Origin of the sequence: Planobispora longispora (genome assembly GCF_016863135.1) — a bacterium.
In the GTDB taxonomy this organism is placed as follows: Bacteria; Actinomycetota; Actinomycetes; order Streptosporangiales; family Streptosporangiaceae; genus Planobispora; species Planobispora longispora.
On sequence record NZ_BOOH01000051.1, the window covers coordinates 72,243 to 95,717 of the forward strand.

General features: G+C 72.7%; 21 protein-coding genes. 11 read left to right on the top strand and 10 right to left on the bottom strand.

Translation table 11 applies throughout. The annotated features are described in order from the left end of the window. Positions 1 to 45 precede the first annotated feature (45 nt). Both Plo01_RS30450 and Plo01_RS30455 read right to left on the bottom strand, forming a co-directional pair. Positions 46 to 1,845 carry a hydantoinase B/oxoprolinase family protein gene (locus Plo01_RS30450; RefSeq protein ID WP_203894168.1) on the bottom strand — a complete coding sequence of 600 codons (1,800 nt, stop codon included), beginning with the start codon at positions 1,843 to 1,845 and terminating at the stop codon, positions 46 to 48. After that, positions 1,838 to 4,042, bottom strand: a complete 2,205-nt coding sequence (locus tag Plo01_RS30455) for a hydantoinase/oxoprolinase family protein (protein WP_239317371.1) — start codon at positions 4,040 to 4,042, stop codon at positions 1,838 to 1,840. The genes Plo01_RS30450 and Plo01_RS30455 overlap by 8 nt, the downstream gene beginning before the upstream one ends. Before the next feature lie 309 nt (positions 4,043 to 4,351). Here Plo01_RS30455 and Plo01_RS30460 point away from each other — a divergent pair, with 309 nt between their 5' ends. From Plo01_RS30460 to Plo01_RS30475, 4 genes are all read left to right on the top strand, one after another. After that, positions 4,352 to 6,178, top strand: coding sequence for a zinc ribbon domain-containing protein (locus Plo01_RS30460; RefSeq protein WP_203894169.1), 1,827 nt, complete (start codon positions 4,352 to 4,354; stop codon positions 6,176 to 6,178). Next, positions 6,178 to 7,863, top strand: coding sequence for a serine/threonine-protein kinase (locus tag Plo01_RS40585; RefSeq protein ID WP_239317374.1), 1,686 nt, complete (start codon positions 6,178 to 6,180; stop codon positions 7,861 to 7,863). Before Plo01_RS30460 ends, Plo01_RS40585 begins: the two co-directional genes overlap by 1 nt. Positions 7,864 to 7,949: 86 nt before the next feature. Then, a complete protein-coding gene (locus tag Plo01_RS30470; protein ID WP_203894170.1) occupies positions 7,950 to 9,245 on the top strand; it encodes a sensor histidine kinase in 1,296 nt (431 codons plus the stop codon). Between the two features lie 55 nt (positions 9,246 to 9,300). After that, a complete protein-coding gene (locus Plo01_RS30475; protein WP_203894171.1) occupies positions 9,301 to 9,966 on the top strand; it encodes a response regulator in 666 nt (221 codons plus the stop codon). Positions 9,967 to 10,052: 86 nt separating this feature from the next. Here Plo01_RS30475 and Plo01_RS30480 read toward each other — a convergent pair whose 3' ends face one another. After that, positions 10,053 to 10,745 carry a hypothetical protein gene (locus tag Plo01_RS30480; protein ID WP_203894172.1) on the bottom strand — a complete coding sequence of 231 codons (693 nt, stop codon included), beginning with the start codon at positions 10,743 to 10,745 and terminating at the stop codon, positions 10,053 to 10,055. A gap of 211 nt (positions 10,746 to 10,956) precedes the next feature. Here Plo01_RS30480 and gdhA point away from each other — a divergent pair, with 211 nt between their 5' ends. Then, positions 10,957 to 12,300, top strand: coding sequence for an NADP-specific glutamate dehydrogenase (gene gdhA / locus Plo01_RS30485; protein ID WP_203894173.1), 1,344 nt, complete (start codon positions 10,957 to 10,959; stop codon positions 12,298 to 12,300). Between the two features lie 121 nt (positions 12,301 to 12,421). Here gdhA and Plo01_RS30490 read toward each other — a convergent pair whose 3' ends face one another. Both Plo01_RS30490 and Plo01_RS30495 read right to left on the bottom strand, forming a co-directional pair. Then, positions 12,422 to 13,369, bottom strand: coding sequence for a phosphotransferase (locus tag Plo01_RS30490; RefSeq protein ID WP_203894174.1), 948 nt, complete (start codon positions 13,367 to 13,369; stop codon positions 12,422 to 12,424). 51 nt (positions 13,370 to 13,420) lie between these two features. Then, a complete protein-coding gene (locus Plo01_RS30495; protein WP_203894175.1) occupies positions 13,421 to 13,876 on the bottom strand; it encodes an ATP-binding protein in 456 nt (151 codons plus the stop codon). Positions 13,877 to 14,012: 136 nt separating this feature from the next. On the opposite strand from Plo01_RS30495, the gene Plo01_RS30500 reads away from it, so the two are divergent. Together Plo01_RS30500 and Plo01_RS30505 are read left to right on the top strand one after the other, a co-directional pair. Further along, positions 14,013 to 14,846: a helix-turn-helix domain-containing protein gene (locus Plo01_RS30500; protein WP_203894176.1), complete on the top strand. Its 834-nt coding sequence runs from the start codon at positions 14,013 to 14,015 to the stop codon at positions 14,844 to 14,846. Further along, positions 14,831 to 15,034, top strand: coding sequence for a DUF397 domain-containing protein (locus Plo01_RS30505; RefSeq protein WP_203894177.1), 204 nt, complete (start codon positions 14,831 to 14,833; stop codon positions 15,032 to 15,034). Before Plo01_RS30500 ends, Plo01_RS30505 begins: the two co-directional genes overlap by 16 nt. A 714-nt stretch (positions 15,035 to 15,748) precedes the next feature. On the opposite strand, the gene Plo01_RS30510 is transcribed toward Plo01_RS30505, so the two are convergent. Beyond that, positions 15,749 to 16,147 (bottom strand): hypothetical protein, encoded by a 399-nt coding sequence (locus Plo01_RS30510; protein WP_203894178.1) that lies wholly within the window; start codon positions 16,145 to 16,147, stop codon positions 15,749 to 15,751. Between the two features lie 325 nt (positions 16,148 to 16,472). Between Plo01_RS30510 and Plo01_RS30515 the strand changes: the two genes are divergently transcribed. Both Plo01_RS30515 and Plo01_RS30520 read left to right on the top strand, forming a co-directional pair. Further along, positions 16,473 to 17,087, top strand: a complete 615-nt coding sequence (locus tag Plo01_RS30515; protein WP_203894179.1) for a TlpA family protein disulfide reductase — start codon at positions 16,473 to 16,475, stop codon at positions 17,085 to 17,087. Positions 17,088 to 17,104: 17 nt separating this feature from the next. Next, entirely contained in the window at positions 17,105 to 17,986 is an 882-nt protein-coding gene (locus tag Plo01_RS30520; protein WP_203894180.1) for a cytochrome c biogenesis CcdA family protein, read from the top strand. A gap of 6 nt (positions 17,987 to 17,992) precedes the next feature. On the opposite strand, the gene Plo01_RS30525 is transcribed toward Plo01_RS30520, so the two are convergent. From Plo01_RS30525 to Plo01_RS30535, 3 genes are read right to left on the bottom strand one after another with little or no spacing between them, the layout of a single operon-like run. After that, complete coding sequence (locus tag Plo01_RS30525; protein ID WP_203894181.1) at positions 17,993 to 18,604, bottom strand: class I SAM-dependent methyltransferase; 612 nt, start codon at positions 18,602 to 18,604, stop codon at positions 17,993 to 17,995. Beyond that, the gene (locus tag Plo01_RS30530) at positions 18,601 to 19,329 is read right to left on the bottom strand and encodes a TIGR04282 family arsenosugar biosynthesis glycosyltransferase (protein ID WP_203894182.1); all 729 of its coding nucleotides are present in this window, start codon (positions 19,327 to 19,329) and stop codon (positions 18,601 to 18,603) included. Before Plo01_RS30530 ends, Plo01_RS30525 begins: the two co-directional genes overlap by 4 nt. Further along, positions 19,326 to 20,006 carry a glycosyltransferase family 2 protein gene (locus tag Plo01_RS30535; RefSeq protein WP_203894183.1) on the bottom strand — a complete coding sequence of 227 codons (681 nt, stop codon included), beginning with the start codon at positions 20,004 to 20,006 and terminating at the stop codon, positions 19,326 to 19,328. Before Plo01_RS30535 ends, Plo01_RS30530 begins: the two co-directional genes overlap by 4 nt. A gap of 92 nt (positions 20,007 to 20,098) precedes the next feature. Here Plo01_RS30535 and Plo01_RS30540 point away from each other — a divergent pair, with 92 nt between their 5' ends. Then, the gene (locus Plo01_RS30540; protein ID WP_203894184.1) at positions 20,099 to 21,586 is read left to right on the top strand and encodes a hypothetical protein; all 1,488 of its coding nucleotides are present in this window, start codon (positions 20,099 to 20,101) and stop codon (positions 21,584 to 21,586) included. Between the two features lie 13 nt (positions 21,587 to 21,599). On the opposite strand, the gene Plo01_RS30545 is transcribed toward Plo01_RS30540, so the two are convergent. Further along, the gene (locus tag Plo01_RS30545; protein WP_203894185.1) at positions 21,600 to 22,601 is read right to left on the bottom strand and encodes an NAD-dependent epimerase/dehydratase family protein; all 1,002 of its coding nucleotides are present in this window, start codon (positions 22,599 to 22,601) and stop codon (positions 21,600 to 21,602) included. A gap of 521 nt (positions 22,602 to 23,122) precedes the next feature. Between Plo01_RS30545 and Plo01_RS30550 the strand changes: the two genes are divergently transcribed. Next, positions 23,123 to 23,416 carry a hypothetical protein gene (locus Plo01_RS30550; protein WP_203894186.1) on the top strand — a complete coding sequence of 98 codons (294 nt, stop codon included), beginning with the start codon at positions 23,123 to 23,125 and terminating at the stop codon, positions 23,414 to 23,416. Positions 23,417 to 23,475: the final 59 nt, after the last annotated feature.

Below are 23,475 nucleotides of genomic sequence, written 5' to 3' on the forward strand. Positions count from 1 at the left end.
GATCCCCGCGCCATCTGTGATCGTGGCGCGCGGCCCCGGCCGTGATCACCGCGTGACCGTCCCGTCCTCCCGCACGGTGACGCCGTAGTCCCGGGCCGCCGCCTCGGCGGTGACCTTCCCGGCGCGCAGGTCGCCCGCCACCTCCTCCGGCGGCCGCTCGTGCGGCGGGCCGACGCCCCCGCCGCCGGTGGTCTCGACGACGAACGCCTCCCCGGCGCGGAACAGGGCGTTGTTGACCTTCGAGGCGAGCCGTTCCAGCGTGCCGTCCGCCCGCCGCCGGTAGAAGCCGCCGAGCCGGCCGGGAAGGCCGCCGGAACGGCCCGGGGGAGGGGTCCGGAGCCGGTCGCCGCGGGTTGTGACGTGCGCGTCGGCCAGGAAGCGGAGCACCGTGCGGGAGCCGAGGCCGCCGCGGTGGCGGCCCGGGCCGCCGGAGTCGGGGACGGTCTCCACCGACTCCACGATCAGCGGGCAGCGGGTCTCGACCGGCTCGGCCTGCGGGACCGAGTTGCGCCCGATGCCGAAGTGCACGCCCGTCGCGTCCGGCCCGTCCTTGCCCCGCCGGGCGCCGACCCCGCCGAAGTCATAGGACAGGTGGATCCAGTACGGCGCGCGCACCGCCGCGATGGAGAACGGCTGCAGGATGCCGCTGGCGGCGATGGCCCGCTCGGGCACGGCGTCCGAGAGCGCCTGGAAGATCGCCTCCATCGCCGCGTAGATGGGTACGAACCGGCCGCCGCAGGGATGGGGGGAGCGGGCGTCGAGCAGCGAGCCGGGCGGGAGCCGTACCTCGATCGCCCGAAGGCAGCCGTCGTTCATCGCGATCGTCGGGTCGAGGAAGCAGCGGACCGCGAAGATCGCGGCGGCCAGCGACTGCGAGGCCGAGGCGTTGATCGCCGCCGGCACCTGCGGGTCCGTCCCGGCGAAGTCCACGACCACCCGCCCCCGGCCGGCCGTCCCCGGGACCCCCGTCCCGGCCGGGCCCGCCGGACCGGCCGTTCCCGGGGTCTCCGCCGCGGCCCCGTTCGCCGGGTCGGCCGTTTCCGGGATCCCCTCCTCCCGTTCGACCGTGACCGCCACCCGGACCGTGTGGGAGCGGGAGAGGTCGATGCCGTCGTCGTCGATCGAGTAGGACGACGCGTAGCGGCCGGGCGGCAGTGCGGCCAGGGCGGCGCGGGTCCTCGCCTCGGTGTAGTCGAGATAGTCGTCGATCCCCCGGGCGAGCCCGGCCGGGCCGTACTCGGCGATCATCGCCTCGACCCGGGCGGCGGCGACGGCGGTGCCCGCGATGAGCGCGCGCACATCGCCCATGACCTTGCCCGGGGTACGGCTGTTGGCCCGCAGGATCGCCTCGATCGCGGGCTCGATCCCGTGCGAGGTGGCCAGGCGGACCGGGGGCAGCTGGAGGCCCTCCAGGAAGACGTCGGTGGCCAGCGGGGCCATGCCGCCCGCGGACAGGCCGCCGAGATCCGAGACGTGGATCATCGTGGCGGTGAAGTAGGCGGGGGAGCCTCCGGCGAAGACCGGCCGGTAGACGAGCAGGTCGTTGGTGTGCACGCCGCCCCGGTAGGCGTCGTTGAGCACGAAGACGTCACCGGGGCGCATGGTCGCGGCAGGGATGTCCTTCAGCACCTCCGGCAGGGCGGCCTTGAGCGCCATGCTGTTCATGAGCGTGGTGGCCATCGACTGTGCGACCAGGCGGCCCCCGGCGTCGAGGACGGCGGCCGAGGCGTCCGACCCCTCGACGATGAACGTCGAATAGGCCGAGCGGACGACGACGATGCTCGCCTCCTCCGCCGCCACCACCAGCGCGTTCCGCAGGACCTCGGCGGTCAGGGCGTCACTCATGCGATCCCCCCGTGCCCGCACCCGTGTCTGTGCCCGTGTCTGCTTCCGCGCCTTTCCCCGTGCCCGTTTCCGCACTCGCGCTCGTACTCGCGTCTGTGTCCGTTTCCACATCGGTGTCCGTTCTTGTGAGGATCACCGCCATGTCCTCCGCGAGCACCGCCCGCCACCCGGGCGGCACCACGATCGTCGACTCCGCGTCCTCCACGATCGCCGGACCCCCGGTCTCCCGGAGGGACGCCCTGGTGAACACCGGCACCTCCGCATACCCCCCGGTCTCGGCGAAGTACGCCGTCCGCCGCGCCGTACCCGAGGCGCCGGCCACCGCCGCGCTCCCGCTCGCCGTACCGGCGCCGGAGGAAAGGGCCGTGCCGGGGGGCGGGGCGGCGGGGATCGGCGCCTCCGCGCGGCGGGCGGCGGGGAGGGTGACGCGGACGCGGTAGCCGACGACCTCGACCGGGCCGCGCTGGGCGATGCCGTACACCTGCTCGTACCGGGCGGAGAAGCGGGCGGCCAGGTCGCCGGGGGAGTCGGTCCAGGGGACGGTGAGGTCGTGGGCCTGGCCGGTGAAGCGGACGTCGGCCGAGCGCTCCACGGACACGCCGGGGTCGCCGGGCCGTACTCCCAGGTCGGCGGCCGCCGCCTCGGTGAGCTCGGCGAAGACCTGGGCGGGATCGGCGCCCAGGGCGGACCGGACCCGGTCCACCGACAGGTCCCCGGCCAGCAGCCCGGCGGCCGAGGCCACGCCGCAGTGGGCCGGGACGACCACGGTGGCGATGCCGAAGCGGGCGGCGACCCGGGCCGCGTGCATCGGGCCCGCGCCGCCGAAGGCGACCAGCACGAAGCCGCGGGGATCGATGCCGCGCTGGACGGTCACCACGTGCACCGCCGAGCCCATCGCGGCGTTGGCGATCTCGTGGACCGCGTGCGCGGCCTCGGCCCGGGACACCCCCAGCGGCCCGGCCAGGCGCAGGTCGATCGCCTTCTCCGCGAGGTCCCGGGCGAGCGGCATGGTCCCGCCCGCGAAGGACGCGGGGTCCAGGTAGCCGAGGACCAGGTCGGCGTCCGTCACGGTCGGCTCCTCGCCGCCGAGCCCGTAGCAGGCCGGGCCGGGTTCCGAGCCCGCCGAGCGCGGTCCGACCCGCAGGCTCCCGGCCGCGTCCACCCACGCGACGCTGCCCCCGCCCGCCCCGACCTCGGCCAGGTCGATGGCGGGCGTCTTGATCGGCACGCCGGTCCCGGCCCGGCGCCCGCCGAAGCTGCCCTTGCCGCCGACGTGGAACTCGTGCGTGATCTCGGGCCTGCCGCCCCGGATCACGCAGGCCTTGGCGGTGGTGCCGCCCATGTCGAAGGAGATCGCGTCGGGATGCCCGGTCGCGGCGGCGGCCAGCACCCCGGCCGCCGGGCCGGACTCGATCGTCGCCACCGCCCGGCGCGCGGCCAGTTCGACCGGCATCACGCCGCCGCCCGACTCCATCACGTGCACGGGGGCGGTGATCCCGATCCCGGCCAGCCGCGAGGTCAGCCGCCGCAGGTAGCCCTCCATCACCGGCCCGACGTAGGCCGACATGATGGTCGTCGTCGCCCGTTCGTACTCGCGCAGCTCCGGCCAGACCTCCGAGGAGATCACCACCGTGGGGACGGTCCGGCGGAGGATCTCCGCGACCCGGCGCTCGTGGGCGGGGTCGGCGTAGGAGTGCAGCAGGCAGACGGCGGCGGCCGTGATGCCGCGCCGGGCGATCTCCCGGCCGACGCGGGCCACGGCGGCCTCGTCCAGCGGCCGCAGCACCTCGCCGGAGCAGGAGATCCGCTCGGGCACCTCGAAGCAGTCCTCGGCCGCGACCGGCGGCGGGGGAGGGTCGAACCTCAGGTCGTAGCGGTCCTCCTCGACCCTGGCGTACCGGCCCAGGGGGATCGCGGAGCGGAAGCCGCCGGTCGTGACGTAGGCGACCCGGACGCCGCGGCGCTCCAGCACGGCGTTGGTGGCGAGGGTGGTGGCGTGCACGACCCGGGTCACGAGAGAGGGGTCGGTACGGCCCAGCGCGGCGGCGACGCCCGTGATGATCCCCTCGGCCGGATCGTCGTGGGTGCTGAGGCACTTGGCAACGGTGACCTCACCCTCCGGCCCCCGGAGCACCACATCCGTGAACGTCCCGCCGACGTCGACGCCGATCGTGTACTCCGGGCGCTGCGGAGGCATCGAATTTTTCGCGCGGTCCGGACGTTCCGCGGGCCGGGAATCCTTCGACCGGTCAGAACAACCAGAATGCCGTGGGTGGTCGGATTTTTCCGGATATGCCGGGTGTTTTGAGTCCGCTGGATGTGCTGGATGTCCGTAGTGTCCTGGATATCCTGGGCGCTCCGCGTGCCCCTCCCGCCCTTCCGGCCCGCCGGTTCGCGCGTTCACGGATCGCAGGTTATGTCCCGAGCAAGCGCTTGTCTACGTTCGCTTCTCTTGAGCTTGAGGCGATAGGTTGCGACCCTTGTCCTATCCCCCTAGGGAGTGACGATGCGGCGGCGCAGAACGGTTGTGGCACTCCTCGGCGGCCTGGCACTCGTGGTCGCCGCGGTGCCCGCTGCCCTGGCTCACGAACACCCCAGCGGAATCACCGACCTGGTGACCCCCGCGGTCGTCCGCGTCGAGGCGAAAGCCAAGGTGGACATCACCCTGCTCGACCACATCGGCGAGCTGGTCCACGTCGAGCGGAGCTACGAGGTGCCGATCGGCACCGGCACCGGCACCGTCGTCAACCCCGAGGGCGCCATCGTCACCCTGACCGGCGTCGTGCGGACGGACGAGGACATGGCGGTCCACGCGGCCAACCGGATCTTCGCCGAGCACCACAAGGTGAAGATCGCGGATGACTTCGAGCGGCACACCCTCAGCGACGAGACGCTCAACCGCCATCTGCAGCAGTGCTATCCGCCGAAGCGGCCGACCGCGACGTGCATCATCGACGTCACCACCGAGATCCAGATCTTCCCGAACATCTCGCCCGCGGACGACGAGGGCTTCCGGGCCGAGGTCGTCCACACCGGGAGCCGTCCCGACGCCCCGGCCGTGCTGATGCCGGTCGGCCGCGCCGACGGCGGCGCGGGCCTGCCCACCGCCCCGCTCGCGGCCAAGGTGCCCGACAAGGAGGGCGCGCCGGTCGCGGTCGCCGGGTTCACCGGACGGCCCTCGGCGACGGTGAAGGAGAAGGTGGAGATCGCCCACCTGCGGGCCGGGGGCGCCGGCGAGGGCGGGCGTCAGTTCAAGGACCCGGAGGGCAAGGTCGACGAGCCGCCCAAGGTGGGCAATCTGATCGACCAGGGCCTGCTCGGCGGGCCGGTGATCGAGGACAAGAAGGGCGAGGTCGTCGGGCTGCTGATCGGCGGCGGCGCCGACGGCCGGATGATCGGCGTCCGCGAGATCACCAAGGCGCTGGCCGAGGCCAAGGTCACCCCCCGGCGCGGCCCGATCGACGCCGCGTTCGAGCAGGCGCTGATCCGCTTCCACACCAAGTACTACGGCGACGCCGTCCCGGGCTTCCAGCGCGTCCTGGACCTCTACCCGGGTCACCCCGTGGCCGCCGCCCACCTGAAGACCTCCCAGGCCAAGCGCGGCACCGCCGAGGACCTGGGGACGAAGCGGGCCGCCGCCCCCACCGACGACCGGGGGACGGGCCTGCCGCTCTGGCCGTTCCTGGCGGGCGGCGGCGTGCTCGTGGCGGCCGTGGTCGTCGGCGTGCTGCTGTTCTGGCGGCGCGGCGCCGGTCCCGGAGACGACGGGACCGGGGAGAACCGGTTCCCCGGAGCCGCGGGCGCCGAGACCGATCCCGGAGCCGTGGGCGCCGGGACGGCGGGCGGCCTCATGGGCGCCGGACCCGGGACCGGGCCAGGGACCGGACCGGGAACCGGTCCCGGCGGGTACGGGACCGGAGAGGGCCGGATGGGGGACACCGGCCCCCGGGGAGTCGGCGTTCCGGCTTTCGAAGCGCCGCAGACCGGGCCGCGGCATCCCGGCCCGGATGACGGAAACGACGTCACCGTGGTGGTGGGCCGCTCCTTCCCTCCGCTGCCGGTGACCTCCTCCCCGGCGGGGACGGCCCAGCCGTCCGCCCCCGGGCAGTCACCTCCTCCCGGCCAGCCGACCGCCTCCGGCCGGCCGTCAGCGCCCGGCCAGCCCGTGCTGGTCGCCCGGGATCCGGGCGCACGACCGAAGGACACCGAGCGGGCCGACGACTCCATCACCGCCGGCGGCTCCACCGTCCAGAAATACTGCACCGCATGCGGGATGCGGCTGGGCCCGGCCCACCGCTTCTGCGGCTATTGCGGTCACCCCGCTGAGGCGTGATGACACTGAACGAGAGAGCGCTGATCGGCCAGGAAGTGGCCGGTTACCACGTCGAGGACGTCATAGGGAAGGGCGGCATGGCCGTGGTCTACCTCGCGGTGGACTCCCGGCTGGGCCGCAGGGTGGCGCTGAAGGTCCTCAACCCCCTGCTGGGGGAGGACGACCGGTTCCGGCAGCGGTTCATCCTGGAGTCGCGGACGGTCGCCGGGATCGACCACCCCAACATCATCCCGATCTACGAGGCGGACGCCGCCGACGACGGCACCCTCTACATCGCGATGCGCTACGTCGACGGCCCGGACCTGCGCCGCCTGTTCTACGACCGGGGACCGCTGCCGGTCGGCCAGGTCAACCGGATCGCCGCCCAGGTCGCCGCCGCGCTGGACACCTCGCACGCGCACGACCTGATCCACCGTGACGTCAAGCCCGCCAACATCCTGATCGCCGGGCACGCCGAGGGTGAGCACGTCTACCTCACCGACTTCGGCATCACCAAGCACCGCACCTCGATCTCCGGGCTGACCCAGACCGACCAGTTCATCGGCACCCCCCGCTACATGTCGCCCGAGCAGATCAACAAGGAGACCATCGACGGCCGCTGCGACCAGTACGGCCTGGCCTGCGTGGTCTACGAGGCGCTGTCCGGGCGGCTGCCGTTCCAGCGCGACAACGAGATCGCCCTGCTCTGGGCGCACCTGGCGGAGTCGCCGACGCCGCTCAGCACGCTCCGGCCCGAGCTCCCCATGGAGGTCGACGGCGTCATGATGCGGGCGCTGGCCAAGTCGCCCGAGCAGCGCTACGGCAGCTGCACGGAGTTCATCGCCCAGCTGCGCGACGCGATCAGCGGCCAGGCCTACCGCCTCCAGCAGCCTCCGCCGGGACACCACGCCACGCAGGGGCAGGAGGTTCCGCACCTCCAGCGGCTCTCCCCGCTCCACGAGGCACCGCAGCCCCACCAGGTCCATCAGCCCCACGCCCAGCAGGCCCACCAGGGGCAGGCTCAGCAGTCCCACCAGGCCCGGCAGCCCTGGGAGACCACCGGCTCGGCCACCCGCGCGAGCGCCTCCGGGCGGGGCAGGCGCGGCGTGCTCATCGGGGCCGGCGCGGCGATCGCGCTGATCGTCACGCTGGTGACGGTGCTCGCCGTGGTCCTGCGGGGCGGCGACGGCGCGTGGGAGCCCCACCGGGGCTCGGCCGCCGTGCCGGTGGCCTTCGAGCACCCCGCCGACTGGACCGTCATGCAGCACGCGGACGCGTTCACGGTCGCCGCCCCCCGGGCCGAGGAGTTCCGGGCGCTGTTCAGCACGCCGGTCGTCGCCGACTGGGCGGCCGTCAACGAGATCATCAAGAGCGAGCCGGAGGAGGCCACCGGCGTCTTCACCCAGACCCTGGACACGCTCGACCCGCGCGGCGGGTCCCAGCAGCTCCAGGAGACCCTGCAGTCCTCGCTGCCCGGGACGGTCAGCGTGTTCTCCCAGGTGGTCCAGGTGAGCGTCGGCGGTCAGCCCGGAGTTCGGCTGGAGGGGGCGATCGCCGACCCGCAGCGGGGCGGCCAGCTCGACTTCATCGGGTACGCCGTGGAGCGGCCGGACGAACCCGCCCTCGTGATCTACTTCTGCGCGCAGGGCCGCTGTGACGACTCCCTGGCCAACCGGCTGGTGCGGAGCGTGTCCTTCCCGTCGTGATTGATCACTTGTGGCCCACTTGCAAGCGGCTTGTCTGGGCGTTTTGTCCTGTATGAATAGAGCTGATCAGGGTTTAGTCTCCCCGCATGGTGGTTCCCTCCCCGCTGCTCCGGCGCCTCCGCACGGTGTCGAAGACCGACCTGTCGATCGGCCTGTCGATCATCGTTCTCGGGACGTTCGAGGCGTTCACGGTCGCGGCCGGGTACGGCGCGGCCGAGACGCCCGAGCTGTGGTGGATCGGCCAGGCCCTGGTCACCGGCGTCCTCGTCTGGTTCCGCCGCAAGGCGCCGGTCGCGGTCTTCATCCTCATGATCCTCGCCCAGTACGCCTGGCACCGGCAGGGCTACGAGAACTGCCAGGTCTGGCAGCTCTTCTCCCTCCTGCTCGTCTTCCACACGGTCGGCGCGGAGCTGCCCCTCCGGCCCGGCCTGGCCTGGGCGGTCGCCGGCGTCCTCGTCTTCGGCTCGGGCGCGGTGGACCACCGGTGGCTCCCGCTGGAGGAGGTCACCTTCCTGACCATGATCTTCAGCGCCGCCTACCTCACCGGTCTGGCCCTGCACGCCCACGCCGCCCGGACCCGTCGCCTGGCCGAGCACGCCGTACGGCTGGAGCGTGACAGGGAGCGCCGCGCCGCCGAGGCCGTCGCCGAGGAACGGGCCCGCATCGCCCGGGAGCTCCACGACGTCGTCGCGCACAGCGTGAGCATGATGGTGATGCAGGCCGGGGTGCTGCGCCGCCGGGGCGGAGGGGACGAGAGCGCGCTGCTCGGCATCGAGCGCTCGGGCCGGGAGGCCGTCGAGGAACTGCGCGTCATGCTCGGCGCGCTGCGCATGCCGCTGGAGGAGTCCATCCCCCAGGCCGGGCTGGACCAGCTCGCCGTCACGGTCTCCACGCTCGCCTCCTCGGGGCTGCGGGTCGCGATGGAGGTGACCGGCGAGCCCGTACGGCTCCCGCCGGGCCTGGATCTGTCCGCCTACCGCATCGCGCAGGAGGCGCTCACCAACGCCGTCAAGCACGCGGGCGGCTCCGCCATCTCAGTCCGCGTCGCCTACCACGACGACTCCGTCGAGCTGGAAGTCTTGGACGAGGGCGGCGGCGTCCCGTCCGGACTGTCGACCGGCAACGGCCTCATCGGCATGCGTGAGCGCGCCGAGCTGTTCGGCGGCGCCTTCGACGCGGGCCCGCGAGCCGGAGGCGGCTTCCGGGTCCGCGCGCGCCTGCCGATCTCCCGGGGGTTCTCGTGTCGACGTGACGCCCGCGGCCTGCTCCCGGGGCCCGTCCGGCGGAAGGAAGGCCGGTGGCGTGCGGACGGGCCGGCAGCGCCCCGGGCATCGGCGTCACGCATTCCGCAGCCGGTATTTCGCACAGAGTTTTCACAGTAGAGGAGGAGGCGCTTCCTCCCGGGCGTGAACGCCGGGGTCTCGCGCCGGTAACCAGATGAACACTATCCGCATTGTGATCGCCGACGACCAGGCGATGGTCCGCGCCGGGCTCCGGCTCGTCGTGGAGAGCGAGCCCGGCATGGAGGTGGTCGGCGAGGCCCCGGACGGGCTGGAGGCCCTGGCCGTGGCCCGCCGCACGCGCCCGGACATCGTGCTGATGGACATCTCCATGCCCCGCATGGACGGCCTCACCGCGGCCCGGCAGCTGCTCGACCAGCCGGACCCGCCCAAGGTGGTCATGCTCACCACCTTCGACACCGACGAGAACCTCTACGCCGCCCTGCGCGCGGGCACCAGCGGCTTCCTGCTCAAGGTCTCCCCGCCCGAGCAGCTGGTGGAGGCCATCCGCGTGGTGGTCGGCGGCGACGCCCTGCTGGACCCGGCGGTGACCACCCGCGTGATCGCCTCCTTCGCCGGCCACCACGAGCCCGCGCCCCCGCCCCAGCTCGCCGAGCTGACCCCGCGCGAGCTGGAGGTGCTCCGGTTCCTGGCCCGCGGCATGACCAACGCCGAGATCGCACGCGAGCTCTTCGTCGGCGAGGCCACGGTCAAGACCCACGTGGCGCGGGTGCTGATGAAGCTGCACCTGCGGGACCGGGCCCAGGCGGTGGTGTTCGCCTACGAGTCGGGCGTGGTGCGCCCGGGCGCCGCCGTCGGGTAGCCGCCGGAGCGGCCGGGCGCCGCCGCGCCGCGGCCCGGCCTCCCCGTCCGGAAGGGCCGGGCCGCGGCACGACGGCGGAATCGTGATCAGACGGCGGGCGTCACGGCCTGCGGCGCGGTACGGGCGGCCGGGTAGTGGGAGATCCACTCCTCGCGGCTCATCCGGAGCATCCTCACGCCGAGCCAGCCCAGCGCGACCACCGGGATGCCCCAGAGCACCACGGTCGCCGGGCCGTACGGAACCGCCATCGAGCCGCCGTAGCCGATCGCCAGGACGAGCGGGACCCACCAGTGGGCGAACCCGGCCCGCCAGACGCCGACCGCCAGGACCGGCATGCCGAAGATGGCGAAGAAGATCCAGGGCATCTGGAAGCCGAAGACGACGCCGGGCAGGTTCACCATCTCGTCCATGATGCGGGTGGCCTCCTCGGGCGCGTAGTGCTTGCCGAGCCACCACTCCACCGGGTCGGCCATGAGAAGGCCCGAGGCGTTGATGTAGCCGAGGATGACGAGCGGGCCCGCGATGTGCCCGAAGACCGTCGCGCGGCGGCGCATCACGTGCAGCAGGCCGAGGGCCGCCAGGGCCATCAGCAGATACGCCCAGTGGTACATGACCGACTGGACCTGGGCGAGGGCGGGGTCGTCGCCGAAGCTGACCGCCTCGCGCTCGTCGCCCCAGGTGCCGGGATCGAGGATGACGGCGATCGCCTGGAGCAGCGGGGCGACGATCAGCAGCACGCCGGAGGCGACGCGCCGGAAGTCGGCGGAGTCCTTGAACATGCGGGGGTTCCTTGCTGTGCGGAGACCTGAGCTGGCCTTATGCCGAGGAAGGTAGTCCGCGGCACCGCATCCGGTCGTCCGCCGCGGGGCGGACCCGGCGTCCCCCCGCGGAGGTAAGGGCTGTTCGCCCGGGGGTGATGAAAAGCGCGTCGGCCTGTTCTCATAAGGTCTAGACCTCGACTGTGAGATCCGACATCCGGGAATATATGTGATGCTGCACGAGAAGCTCTCGTCGATCTACGACAACGTCCTCCGCCGCAACCCCGGCGAGACCGAGTTCCATCAGGCCGTCCGCGAGGTGCTGGAGAGCATCGGACCGGTCCTGGGCAAGCACCCGGAGTATGCCGAATCCAAGATCATCGAGCGGATCTGCGAGCCCGAGCGGCAGATCATCTTCCGGGTGCCCTGGGAGGACGACCGCGGCGAGGTGCACATCAACCGGGGCTTCCGGGTCGAGTTCAACAGCGCGCTGGGGCCGTACAAGGGCGGACTGCGCTTCCACCCCTCGGTCTACCTCGGCATCGTCAAGTTCCTCGGCTTCGAGCAGATCTTCAAGAACAGCCTGACCGGCCTGCCGATCGGCGGCGGCAAGGGCGGTTCGGACTTCGACCCCAAGGGCCGCTCCCAGCGCGAGGTCATGCGCTTCTGCCAGAGCTTCATGACCGAGCTCTACCGTCACATCGGCGAGCACACCGACGTCCCCGCCGGTGACATCGGCGTCGGCGGGCGCGAGGTCGGCTACCTGTTCGGCCAGTACAAGCGGATCACCAACCGCTACGAGTCCGGCGTGATCACCGGCAAGGGTCTCAGCTACGGCGGCGCGCAGGTGCGCACCGAGGCTACCGGGTACGGCTGCGCCTTCTTCGTCGACGAGATGCTCAAGGCCCGCGGCACCTCCTTCGACGGCAAGCGTGTCGTGGTGTCCGGCTCAGGCAACGTCGCCGTCTACACGATCGAGAAGATCCAGCAGCTCGGCGGCGTCGTGGTCGCCTGCTCCGACTCCTCCGGCTACGTCGTGGACGACAAGGGCATCGACCTCGACCTGCTCAAGCAGGTCAAGGAGGTCGAACGGCTCCGGGTGGACGTCTACGCCGAGCGGCGAGGCGGCGAGGCGTCCTTCGTCTCGGGACGGAGCGTCTGGGAGGTGCCGTGCGAGGTGGCGATGCCGTCCGCCACCCAGAACGAGATCACCGGCCACGATGCCGAGCTCCTGGTGCGCGGCGGGTGCGTCGCGGTGGGCGAGGGCGCCAACATGCCCACCACGCCGGAGGGCATCAAGGTCTTCCAGGAGGCGGGCGTCGCCTTCGGGCCCGGCAAGGCCGCCAACGCCGGAGGTGTGGCCACCAGCGCGCTGGAGATGCAGCAGAACGCCAGCCGCGACTCGTGGACCTTCGAGTTCTCCGAGCGCCGCCTGGCGGAGATCATGCGTGACATCCACGCCCGCTGCCTGTCGACCGCCGACGAGTACGGCATGCCGGGCAACTACGTGGCCGGCGCCAACATCGACGGCTTCAAGCGGGTCGCCGACGCGATGCTCGCCCTCGGCCTCGTCTGAGGAGGCCGAGCCGGGCACGGGAATCGATGACCATGGCGATGGTGCAGGATCCGCGCGTGATCGCGCACCATCGCTGTGATCGATGGTGCGCTCTCCCGACGGGCCGTACGGCGCCGCCCGCTCAGGGGGCGACGGCGCGGCGGAGGCCGGTGAGCGAGGCGGCCAGGAGGCGGGTGCGGCCGGTGGACTCGGCGTAGTCGGCGAGGGCCGCGCACAGGAACACCGCCAGCACGCGCGCGGCCGTCTCGCGTTCGGGGCCGGGCGGGCGCCCGTAGGCCGACAGCAGCGCCGTGCGGGCCGCTCCCGAGAAACCCGAGTAGGCCAGCGAGAGGTCCACCGCGGGGTCGGCCAGGCAGAGGTCGCCCCAGTCGATGACGCCGGTCGCCCGGCCGTCCGGGCCGACCAGCAGGTGGCGCAGGTGCAGGTCGCCGTGGACGACCGCGGCGGGGCCGGGCGGCGGATCCGCCTTCTCTCCCTCGGCGAGGAGCCGCTCGACGGCCGGGTCGGGTTCCCACGTGCCGCGCCGGGCGAGCCTGTCCAGCCGCTCACGGGCCATCGGCGCCCGGACCCCGGGATCGCCCCGGCGCATCGGGTCGGCGGGCAGTCCGGAACCCGCCTCGGCGACCAGACGCGGATCGTGCAGGGCGCGCAGGAACGCGCCGAGATCGGCGGCGGCCCGCACCCGCCCGGTCTCCGGGAGATCGGCCTCGGCCAGTTCCCCGCCGGGGATCAGTTCCGCGCCCCAGAAGGGCCACGGGTAGAGGCCGCCGGGACGCCCGATGCGCGTGGGGACCGGCAGGGCCAGGGGAAGCGCCGGCGCGAGGGCGGACAGGGTCGCGATCTCCCGTTCGACGCCGGGCAGCGCGACGGCGCGGCGCGGGAACCGGAACACCCACCGCTCGCCGACGAGGTGGACCGTGTTGTCCCAGCCGGTGGCCAGCAGCGTGACCGGCGCTCCGCGGAGATCGGGAAACTGCTCGCCCACGAGCGCCGCCGCGTCGGCCTCCCCGACGTCGTGCTCGGCGGCCCACTCCGCCGCGGGCTCGTCTCCCCGTTCGTCGCTCGTCACGGCCGTCACGTTATCGCGTGCGATCGGTGTCACGCGCGCGGCCGATCGGTGTCACGCGTGCGGCGCCCCCGGGACGGGGCACGCGTCGAGGGCGCACCACACGGTGCGTCCCAGGATGCCGCGGTCGCGCACGCCCCAGCGCCCCTGGGAGAGCTCGCGGACGATGGCCAGGCCGCGGCCGCACTCCGCGTCGTCCGGCACGGCGTCGAAGACACGCGGCCAGGAGGATTCTCCGCCCGGGTCGGTCACCTCCAGGAAGAGGAGATTCTGCACACGGGTGAGCGTGAGCACGATCAGGTCGCCCGTGCTGCCGCGGCCGGTGTGCACGGCTGCGTTGGTGACGAGTTCGGAGGTCGCCAGCCGTACGTTCTCGTAGGCCCTGTGATCCGCGCCGATCCACTCCCGCACGCAGGCGCGGGCCTTCGCGGTGGACGCGGGCTCGAAAGCCAGACAGGCCTCCCCGAGGATCTCGGCCTCGACGCCTTCAGGAACGATTACCGAATTCATGGATACCTGCTCGGTGGCCGGTTTTCTGATTTGTGTTTCGAGGATGGCACTATGCGGCTACCGTCTGTATCGGAATGACCACAGCCCATGTTCAACGCTTTCTGTGAAACCACCGGTGAAACGGAGGTGGCAGGTGATGCCGAAGCCCAGAGAGCTTGACCCCAGCACCTCGCCGATTGCCTTTTTCGGCTATGAGCTGCGGCGGCACCGGCAGGAGGCGGGGCTGACCCAGTCGAAGCTGGCCAGCAGGGCGGGGTTCGCGCTGGGCACGATCTCGATGGCGGAGACCGGGCGACGGCCCCCGACGGAGGATTTCGCACGGCGGTGCGACGAGGCGCTGGGGGCCGACGGCGCCCTCATCCGCATCAAGGAGATGATCGACAACGTCTCGGCCCGGCTGCCCACGTGGTTCCGGCCCTGGGCGGAGATCGAGCAGACCGCCGAGAGCCTGCGCACGTGGGAGCCGCTCATCGTGCCGGGCCTGCTCCAGACGGAGGACTACGCGCGGGTGCTCTTCAGCGGCGAGCCCCGCGCGACGGCCGGGGGAGTGAAGCGGGACGTGGCCGCCCGGATGGAGCGCCAGCGCATCCTGGAGCGGGAAGATCCGCCCATGCTCTGGGTCGTCGTCGACGAGGGTGTGCTCGGCCGCCGCATCGGTGACGACGCCGTCATGGCCGCGCAGCTCGACCACCTGCTCGGAGTGGCCCGCCTGCCGCACGTCACCCTCCAGGTGCTGCCCTTCGAGGCGGGCAGCACCGTCGGGCTGCTCGGCGGGTTCGCCATTGCGCAGGTCCGGGGCTTTGCCAATACTGTTTACATGGAGTCGGCTGGCCAGGGTCAGGTCACCGACCGGCCCGACGACGTGGCGGATATCACGACCAAATACGAGGCGATCCGCGCCGAGGCGCTTCCTCAGCGGGCTTCGCTGGCGCTCATTCGGGAGATGAAGCAGCGATGGATCGGGAACTGAACGAGGCTGTGTGGGTGAAGTCGCCGTTCTCCGGCGGCAACGGTGGCAACTGCGTGGAGATAGCCAAGCTGTCGGGCGGGCGGGTCGGCGTCCGTGACAGCAAGGATCGATCTGGTCCGGCACTGGTGTTCACTCCGTCCGAGTGGACCGCTTTCACCCGCTGGGTCCGTACGGACGACACGGTCTGAGCGGGTGCCGTACGGCCGCGCGCCGGGACGGCGCGCGGCCGTGCCGATGAGACCCACGGGGGAGGGACGGTCAGCGCGTTTCCATCCAGACGCTGACGATCTGGTGGTGGATGACGATGGCGTCGGAGGCCGTCCCGGCGACCGGGGCGGTCGCCGAGACGAGCGCCGCCCGTCTTCTCGTGTTCATGCATGACCTCCCGGGGGTGGAGATGTCGTGTGCATGGCTGCCGGAGCCCGGCGGCCAGGTCGCCGCAGCGACTGGCGCTTATTTCATAAGAAACTTTCCTAAAAATTAACCTAGTCACACCTCTGTGGCGTCGTCAACACTCTGGTGCGCCCGGAGCGGGAGGTCCGGTGAGCCGCGGCCGGGGCGTCGGAGGCGTGCGGCGGTGCGGAGACGGGACGGGGCCGCGGCACGGCGTGCGTGTGAAATGGCGTGGCCGCGACGGGGCGAGGTTGTGAAACGGCGCGGCCGCGATATCCCGGCGCACGAAGGCCGGGCGCCCCGGAAGAATCTCCGGGGACGCCCGGCCCTCGTGGTCGGGAATGATCGGCGGTTCGGCATCGGCGGCCATGCGATGAACGCGTCGACGCCCTCTCCGCTCCCGGACGGTGAAACCGGAATGCGCGATCGGAATGCGCGATGGAGCGCATTCCGCAATGCGTCCTCCGGAATCATCCGCCGGGAATCAATTCACGAACGAGACTTCAGGCTTATCGGAAATCGCCGTCCGTCTGGATGCGGACGCTCGCGAACACGTTCGTCGTGCCGTTGTTCTTCGCGCAGACCGCGTAGAACCCGGGTCCCTGGAACGTGCCGCCCGAGCTGCGGCCCTCGGTCTGGTAGAAGGTCGAGTTGTCGTCGGTGGAGCTGAGCAGGGGGCCCAGGTCGCCGAAGCTCGGCGACGGACCCCGGACGGCGAAGCGGACACCGGGGAACCGTGCGGTGCCCGTGGTCCGGTACTTGTCGGAGGCGTACTGCTGAACGCAGATCCGTTCGCCGGGGACCAGCGTCTTGGAGACGTTCTGCTCCGCCAGGGCGGCCGTCGCACCCCCGAAGAGAACCGTCGCGACGCCTGCGGTGACGATCGCTCCGGTTACCAGCTTCCGCATGGATGAACCTCCCGTTCTTCACGGCCGGGCCGGTCCCGTGCCGTATTGCCGCGGATTCGCGGGGAGTATGACGGGCGGATGAAGATTAGTTTTTAACAGTATTGATCCATATTTTTCGTGAATTCTGGAAATGGAGCTCCCGGTCTGCGTGGAGCAGGGGTGCGGGTCATTTCAGCGATAGTGCTATCGCCGAATAAATGGGTGTGATCCCGTTATGTCGCCATGGTCGCCCGCACCTACGCGCATGACGGCCGCCCGCCGGGCCGCCCCGCCCCTTCACCACCTCGTAAGGTTTCGCCGTCCGCCCCGTGCCTACGCTTGACCCGTGATCAGATCTCGTACGGCGGCCGCCCTCGCCGCGACCGCCCTGCTCGCCGCGGGATGCGGAGCCGGAATGGACGACACGGCCACGCAGGCCCGCGGCGGTGAACCGTCGCCGGCGAGCACCGCGCCCGCCCCGGCCACCACGGCTCCTTCTCCCACGAGCGGCTCGGGGGAGCCACCCGAGCCGACGGCGGCCTCGAAGGCGCCCGTCCCGGAGGCGCTGACGTTCACCGCCAAGACCCTGGACGGCAAGACCTTCGAGGGGGCCGGCCTGGCGGGCAAGCCGGTGGTCTTCTGGTTCTGGGCCCCGTGGTGCCCCAAGTGCCTGTCCGAGGCGCCCGCGGTCAAGGCCGCGGCCGGCAAGTACGGCGACGTCGCCTTCGTCGGGGTCGCGGGCCTCGACACCGAGCCCGCGATGAAGGAGTTCGTCCGGCGTACCGGGACCGGGAACATCGTGCAACTCTCCGACGAGAAGGGCGCGGTGTGGACCAGGCTGGGCGTCAGCCAGCAGTCCACGTTCGTGTTCATGAAACCGGACGGCTCGACCGAGAAGGCCTCGGGCCCGCTCGACTCCGGCGAGCTGAACGGGCACGTCGAGAAGCTCCGCGCCGGATAGCGCCGGGACGGTCCCCGATGCTCTCCGCCGACCTGCCGCTCGCCCTGGCCCTCGCCGCGGGCACGGTCGCCGCGTTCAACCCGTGCGGCTTCGCGATGCTCCCGGCCTACCTCACCATGTTGATCGTCGATGACGGCGGCGGGAGGGAGGCGGACGGCGGGGCCGTACGACGCGGCCCGATGTTGCGGGCGGCGCTGCTGGCCGCCGCGATGACCGCCGGGTTCGTCACGGTCTTCGGCCTGTTCGGGGTGGTCGTCACCCCGCTCGCCCTCTCCGTCGGGCAGTACCTGCCGTGGGTGACCGTCGTGATCGGGACCGTCCTCGCCGGGCTCGGCCTGTGGCTGCTGAGCGGGAGGGAGCTGCTCCTCCCCGTCCCCGCCCTCGGCTCCGGCCGCGTCACCGCCTCCCCGATCTCGCTGTACGGCTACGGCCTGTCCTACGCGGTGGCCTCCCTGTCCTGCACCGCCGGGCCGTTCCTCGCGGTCACCTCGGCCTCCCTGGCGAGCGGCGGCGTCCTGGGCGGCCTGGCGGTCTTCGTCGCCTACGCGGCCGGCATGGGGCTGGTCGTCACCCTGCTCTCGCTGGCCGTGGCGCTGGCACGCGGCGCGGCGGTCGCCCGGATGCGCCGGATCCTGCCCCACGTGCCGCGGATCAGCGGCGGCCTGCTCCTGCCGGCCGGCCTGTACGTCGTCTACTACGGCTGGTACGAGCTGCGCGTCTTCGCGGGCTCGTCCGCCGACGACCCGATCGTGGGCGCGGCGACGGCCGTGCAGGGGGCGGTCGCCGCCTGGGTCGAGGCGCTCGGGGCGGGGTGGATCGCCGTCGCGCTCGCCATGCTCGTCCTCGGCGCGGTCACGCTGCGCCGGGTACGGCGGAGCGCCGGATCCCGCCGCCGGTGACGCCGCTCAGCGCAGGCCCGCGAACCAGCGTCCCGCCTCACGCCAGCAGTCGGCCGTGGTGAACCCGCCGGCCACGGCCAGGCGGACGACGTCGGTCACCGAGACCGTCGCCCACCCGAACCAGCCTCCGACGGCATCGGCGCGGCGGAGCCGTACCCGGTCGACCCGGCTGTCAGTCCCGGGCGGTTCGGCTTCGACGACGGCCTCGCCGCCGGGCCGTACCAGCTCCCTGATCCGGAGCAGCAGGGCTCCGGGGTTCCCGCCGATGCCGATGTTGCCGTCGGCCAGCAGCGCGGTCGCCCAGGTACCGCTGCCGGGCACGTCACCGAAGACATCCCGGACCAGGGCGGGACCTCCGGCCCGGCGGGTCAGGCGGACGGCGCGCGGGGTGATGTCGATGCCCAGAGCGGGGATGCCGCGGCGGGTGAGCGCGACGATGAGCCGTCCGGGTCCCGAGCCGACGTCCAGGGTGGGACCGGCGCACCGGTCCAGGACGGACTCGTCGCCGTCGATCGGTTCACGCCAGCGGGTCGCCTCCAGCGGCCGCCTGGTTCCGTCGAGGTATTCGATCTCGGTCGCCACTCCGGAGAGGGAGTCGGCGTAGAGCCTGCCCATCATCGCGAGGCGCCCGCTCCCGTCGCCCCGGTTCCAGCCCCGGCTCCCGTCGCGATCCCGGTCACGGCCCCGGTCGCGGCCCCTGCTGACATGACCGGGGCCACGGCCCGGAAGGCGGCGGCGAACCGCGTGCCGGGCGCCTCGGCCGCGATCCGGAGGGCGTCGTCCGCCGTGTCCACGTCGTTCAACTCCGGCATGGTCGCCACGGTCAGCCCGGCCGCCCGCAGGCGCCGCAGCTGGGCGGCGCCGGTGTCGGGCCGGGACATGGGCACGCCGAGCAGGAGCGCCGGATCGGGACGGCGCAGGCCCAGCAGCCAGAAGCCGCCGTCGGCCGCCGGGCCGTAGACCGCGTCGTGGTCGGCCAGCGCGGCGCCCGCAGTCCGCAGCAGGTCCGGTGTGACGTGGGGGGTGTCCATGCCGATGAGGACGACGGGTTCACGGTGCAGCCGGTAGGCGTCGGCGAAGGCCGCGGCGAGCCGCTCGTCGAGGCCGTCGCCGCGTTGCGCGATCACGACGAAGCTCTCGGGGCCTCCGGGCAACCATGTCCCGGGGAGCCCGTCGAGGGCGAGGACGCGGTGCCGTACCGGTGCGGCGGCGACGGCGCGCAGGGTGTCCTCCAGGGCGGCGGCGGCCAGCCGCGCGGCCTGGCCGGGAGTGAACGGCGGGGTCAGGCGGGTCTTGACCCGCCCGGCGACCGGTTCCTTGGCGATGACCACGATCTGTGTCATGCCGTCTTCTCCAGGGCCTTCCCCGGGACGTTCCCCATGACGCGCCGCATGTCGCCGATGGCCCGCAGGGTTCCCCGGACCGTGCCGGTCACCTTGGAGCGCCCGGCACGCGGCAGGTAGTCCACCCGGGCCTCGGTGATCCGCCATCCGGCCGCCGCGGCACGCAGCACCATCTCCAGCGGGTAGCCGAAGCGGCGGTCGGTCAGGTTCAGGCCGAGGAGGCCGGCGCGTCTGGCCGCCCGCATCGGGCCGAGGTCGTACAACCGGGCGCCGGTGCGCCGCCGCAGGCTCGCGGCCAGGACGGCGTTGCCCGCCCGCGCGTGCACCGGCCAGGCGGCAGCGGACCGCGGGACACGCCGGCCGAGCACCAGATCGCCCCGGTCCTCCCGCACGGGTTCGGCGACGGACGGCAGCTGGCGGGGGTCGAGGGAGGCGTCGGCGTCCATGAAGCACACGATCTCGGAGGTCGCGGCCAGCAGACCGGCGTGGCAGGCGGCACCGAACCCGGGCCGGGGCTCGGTGACCACCCACGCGCCGAACTCGGCGGCGATCTCGGCGGAGCGGTCGGTGGAACCGTTGTCGACCACGATCGGGCGGTAACCGCGTGGCATCCGCTCAAGCACCCAGGGGAGAGCGGTCTCCTCATTCAGACATGGCAACACCACGTCGATCTTCATGGCTCCGACGTTAGACCGGTCACGGCCGGTCAACTCTTACGAAGTGATGACATGATCCCGGGAAATCCCCAGTTCAGACCTACCGTGGGAAAGTGATCGAAGGTTCACGGCCGCAGCCGGGGAAGGCCTCCCGGCGATCGCCGAGGGCGGCGGAGGACGGCACGGAGCTGCGGGCCGGGCCCGGGACGGGCGCGGGCCACCCGGCGGGGCGGGAGACGGGCGCGGGCCCGCGGGCACGGGGAGAAGGGGACGCGGGACACCGGGCGCGGCGCATCGCGACGGCGGCGTGGGGCGCGTCGATCGTCGTGGCGTCCGCGGCGGGAGCCGTCCTGCACGGGCTCGGCGTGCTCACCATCGACCACCTGCCGCCGCTGCACGGCCATTTCCGCCTTCCTCCGATCGCGTTGCTCCCCGCCGTCGCGTTCGCCGCCGTCGCGTTCGCCGCCGTCGCGGTCCCGGCGCTGCCGTCCCTTACCCGGCGGCTGCGTTTCGGGTGGGCGCTGGCCGTCGCGTACGGCTCCGCGCTGGCCTGGACCGTGCTGCTGGCGATCTCGGCCGACGGGCTGGCGGAGCCCTTCACCCACCCGCAGGAGTACCCGGCGGTGCTGCCCGCCGTGGGGGATGACCCGCTGGGCTGGCTGGACACCTTCACCGAGCGCCTGCCGGGCTACCCCACCCACGTGCGGGGTCATCCGCCGCTGGCCGTGCTCGTGGTCTGGGCGCTGCGGGCGGCCGGGCTCGCGGGACCGCTGTGGGCCGCGCTGCTGGTCGTCGCGGTCGGGTGCTCGGCCACGGTGGCCATCGCGCTGACCGTGCGGGGCCTGGCCGGGGAGGAGGCCGCGCGCGGGGCGCTGCCGTACCTCGCCCTCACCCCCGCCTCGGTCTGGATCGCCACCACCATGGACGCCTTCTTCGCGGGAGTGGGTGCCTGGGGGGTCGCCCTGCTGGTCCTCGGCCGGAGCCCGGCGGGCCGGGTGCTCACCGCGGCCGCGGCCGGGGTGTTGCTGGGAGCGCTGCCGTACCTCAGCTACGGTCTGGTCCCCTACCTGCTCATCCCCGTCGTGGTCATCGTGGCGGCGCGGGTCCCGAGGGCGGTCGTGCTCGCGGCGGTGACGGGTGCGGGTGCGGTGACGGCGGCGTTCGCGGCCGGCGGGTTCCTCTGGCCCGCCGGGGTGCTGGCCACCCACGCGGAGTGGTCGGCCGATCCCGGCGCGGCCCGGCCGTACCTGTACTTCCTGGTGGCGAACCTGGCGGTGCTGGCCCTGCTGACCGGTCCGGCCACCGCGATGGGACTGGTACGGCTCACACCCGGTGCGCTGCGGTCCGGCCCGGCGTCACCTGATCCCGCGGTCCCCGGCCGGGCCGCCGTCCGGGGGGTCGGGATCCTGGTCGCCGCAGCCCTGGTGGCGGTGCTCGCCCTGGACGTCAGCGGGGTGACCCGGGGCGAGGTGGAACGCATCTGGGTGCCCTATGCCGTCTGGATCGGTCTGGCCGCGAGCCTGGCGGACGGACGCCGCCCGCTCGCCGCCCAGGCCGTCACCGGCCTGCTGCTGCAGGGACTGGTCATCTCTCCCTGGTGAGCGGGCTGCGAGGTCAGCCCAGCGGCGCGGTGGAGAACTCCCGCATCCCCTCCGCGAACCCGACGGACGCGCGGAACCCCAGCCCCGCGCGCGCCCGCTCGGGTGAGGCCACGATGTGCCGTACGTCGCCGAGCCGGTACTCGCCCGTGACCACCGGCTCCGGACCGCCGCGCTCGGCCGCCAGGACGGCGGCCAGTTCCCCGACGGTGTGCGGGACGCCGCTGGCCACGTTGTAGGCGACCAGCCGCCCCGGCTCTCCCGCGCGGGCCGCCGCCAGGTTCGCCTCCGCGACGTCGCGGACGTGGACGAAGTCACGCCGCTGCCGGCCGTCTTCGAACACCCGCGGCGCCGTTCCCCGCTCCACGGCGGACCGGAAGATCGCCGCCACTCCCGAGTAGGGGGTGTCGCGGGGCATCCGAGGCCCGTACACGTTGTGGTAGCGGAGCGCGACGGCCGCGCCGCCGGTCTCGCGCGCCCAGTTGGCGGTCAGGTGCTCCTGGGCGAGCTTGGTGGTGGCGTAGGCGTTGCGCGGGTCGGGCGGGGCGTCCTCGCCGATGGTCGCGGAGTCCACCGTGGCGCCGCACCGGGGGCAGCGCGGTTCGAACCGTCCCCGCTCCAGGTCCTGTACGGCGCGCGGCCCGGGCCGTACCCGGCCGTGCTCGGCGCAGTCGTAGGCGCCCTCACCGTAGACCACCATCGAGGAGGCCAGGACCAGCGCGCCGACGCCGTGGCGGGCCATCGCCGCCAGCAGCACGGCCGTGCCGTGCACGTTCACCGAGGCGTAGTCGGGGAGGTCGGCCACATCCACGCCGAGCCCCACCTTGGCCGCCTGGTGGACGACCAGGTCCACGCCGCGCAGCGGCCGGTCGAGCGCCCGCCGGTCACGGACGTCCCCGGCGATCACGTCCGTCGCGGGCCGCAGGTCGAACCCGGTGACCTCGTGTCCGGCCCGCCGGAAGACCTCGGCGACATGCCCGCCGATGAATCCGGCGGCTCCGGTGATCAGCATTCTCACCGGGCCGACGGTATCCGGGCCTCCGGGACGGCAGAAGGACTGGCTCGACGACGTTCGCAGGCCGTAAGAATTACGGTGATCAGAGGAGGGCGGGGCCCGGGGCGCGGGTCCTCTCATCGGATCACGCGGCCCACCTGCCGGGTACTGCGGTTCTCTCGCCGCGCCGCGGGTAGGGGTCCGTATAGGTCCGTCCGAATCTCATGTTATGGCCATTACTTGACACTCTTTACCTAATTTTTGGAAACAGGCCATAACTAGCAGGCATGACCGCTTCTAGCCTGCTTTCTTTGCATTTAGCGCCAAATTTCAGTCTGATTGGTGCTCATGTGAGGCAAGTTTCTGTTTTTTCGGCTGAGAATCGGGGAGAGGGCCCTAATCTGGGGACAAGAGAGACCCGATCCCGGGAAGATGTGTCGTGGTGCTGCCCGCGCAGCGGCAGGTTGGCCCTCGGGAAGGGGTTCCAGCGGAGTCCGCTTGCGTCCCCGCCGGTCAACGCCGTTTCTTCCCCGAGGAGATTCGATATGAGCGATCACCGCAGCCGGTGCGAAGTCTGTGGCGGCGTCCGGCCCGCGCAGAACCCCGGTGAGTACACCCGTGATCGGCTGCTGCTGATCGCCGAGGTCGGGTTCTGCGCCTGCCGGACCGCCGCGACCGCCGCCGACGGCCATGCTTCCCCCGAGCCCGGGTCCGCCGAGCCCCGGACCGCGGAGATCCGGTCCGCCGAGCCGGAGACCAGGCCCCAGTCTGCCGCGCCTCGTCCGGCCGAGGCTCAGCCCGCCAGGCCCCAGCCCGTCGGGCCCAGGGCCGGAGGCTGAGCGCCGCCCCCATGGGCTGAGCGCCGTCCCCGCGCCGATCGCCTGCCCCGGTGCTCCTG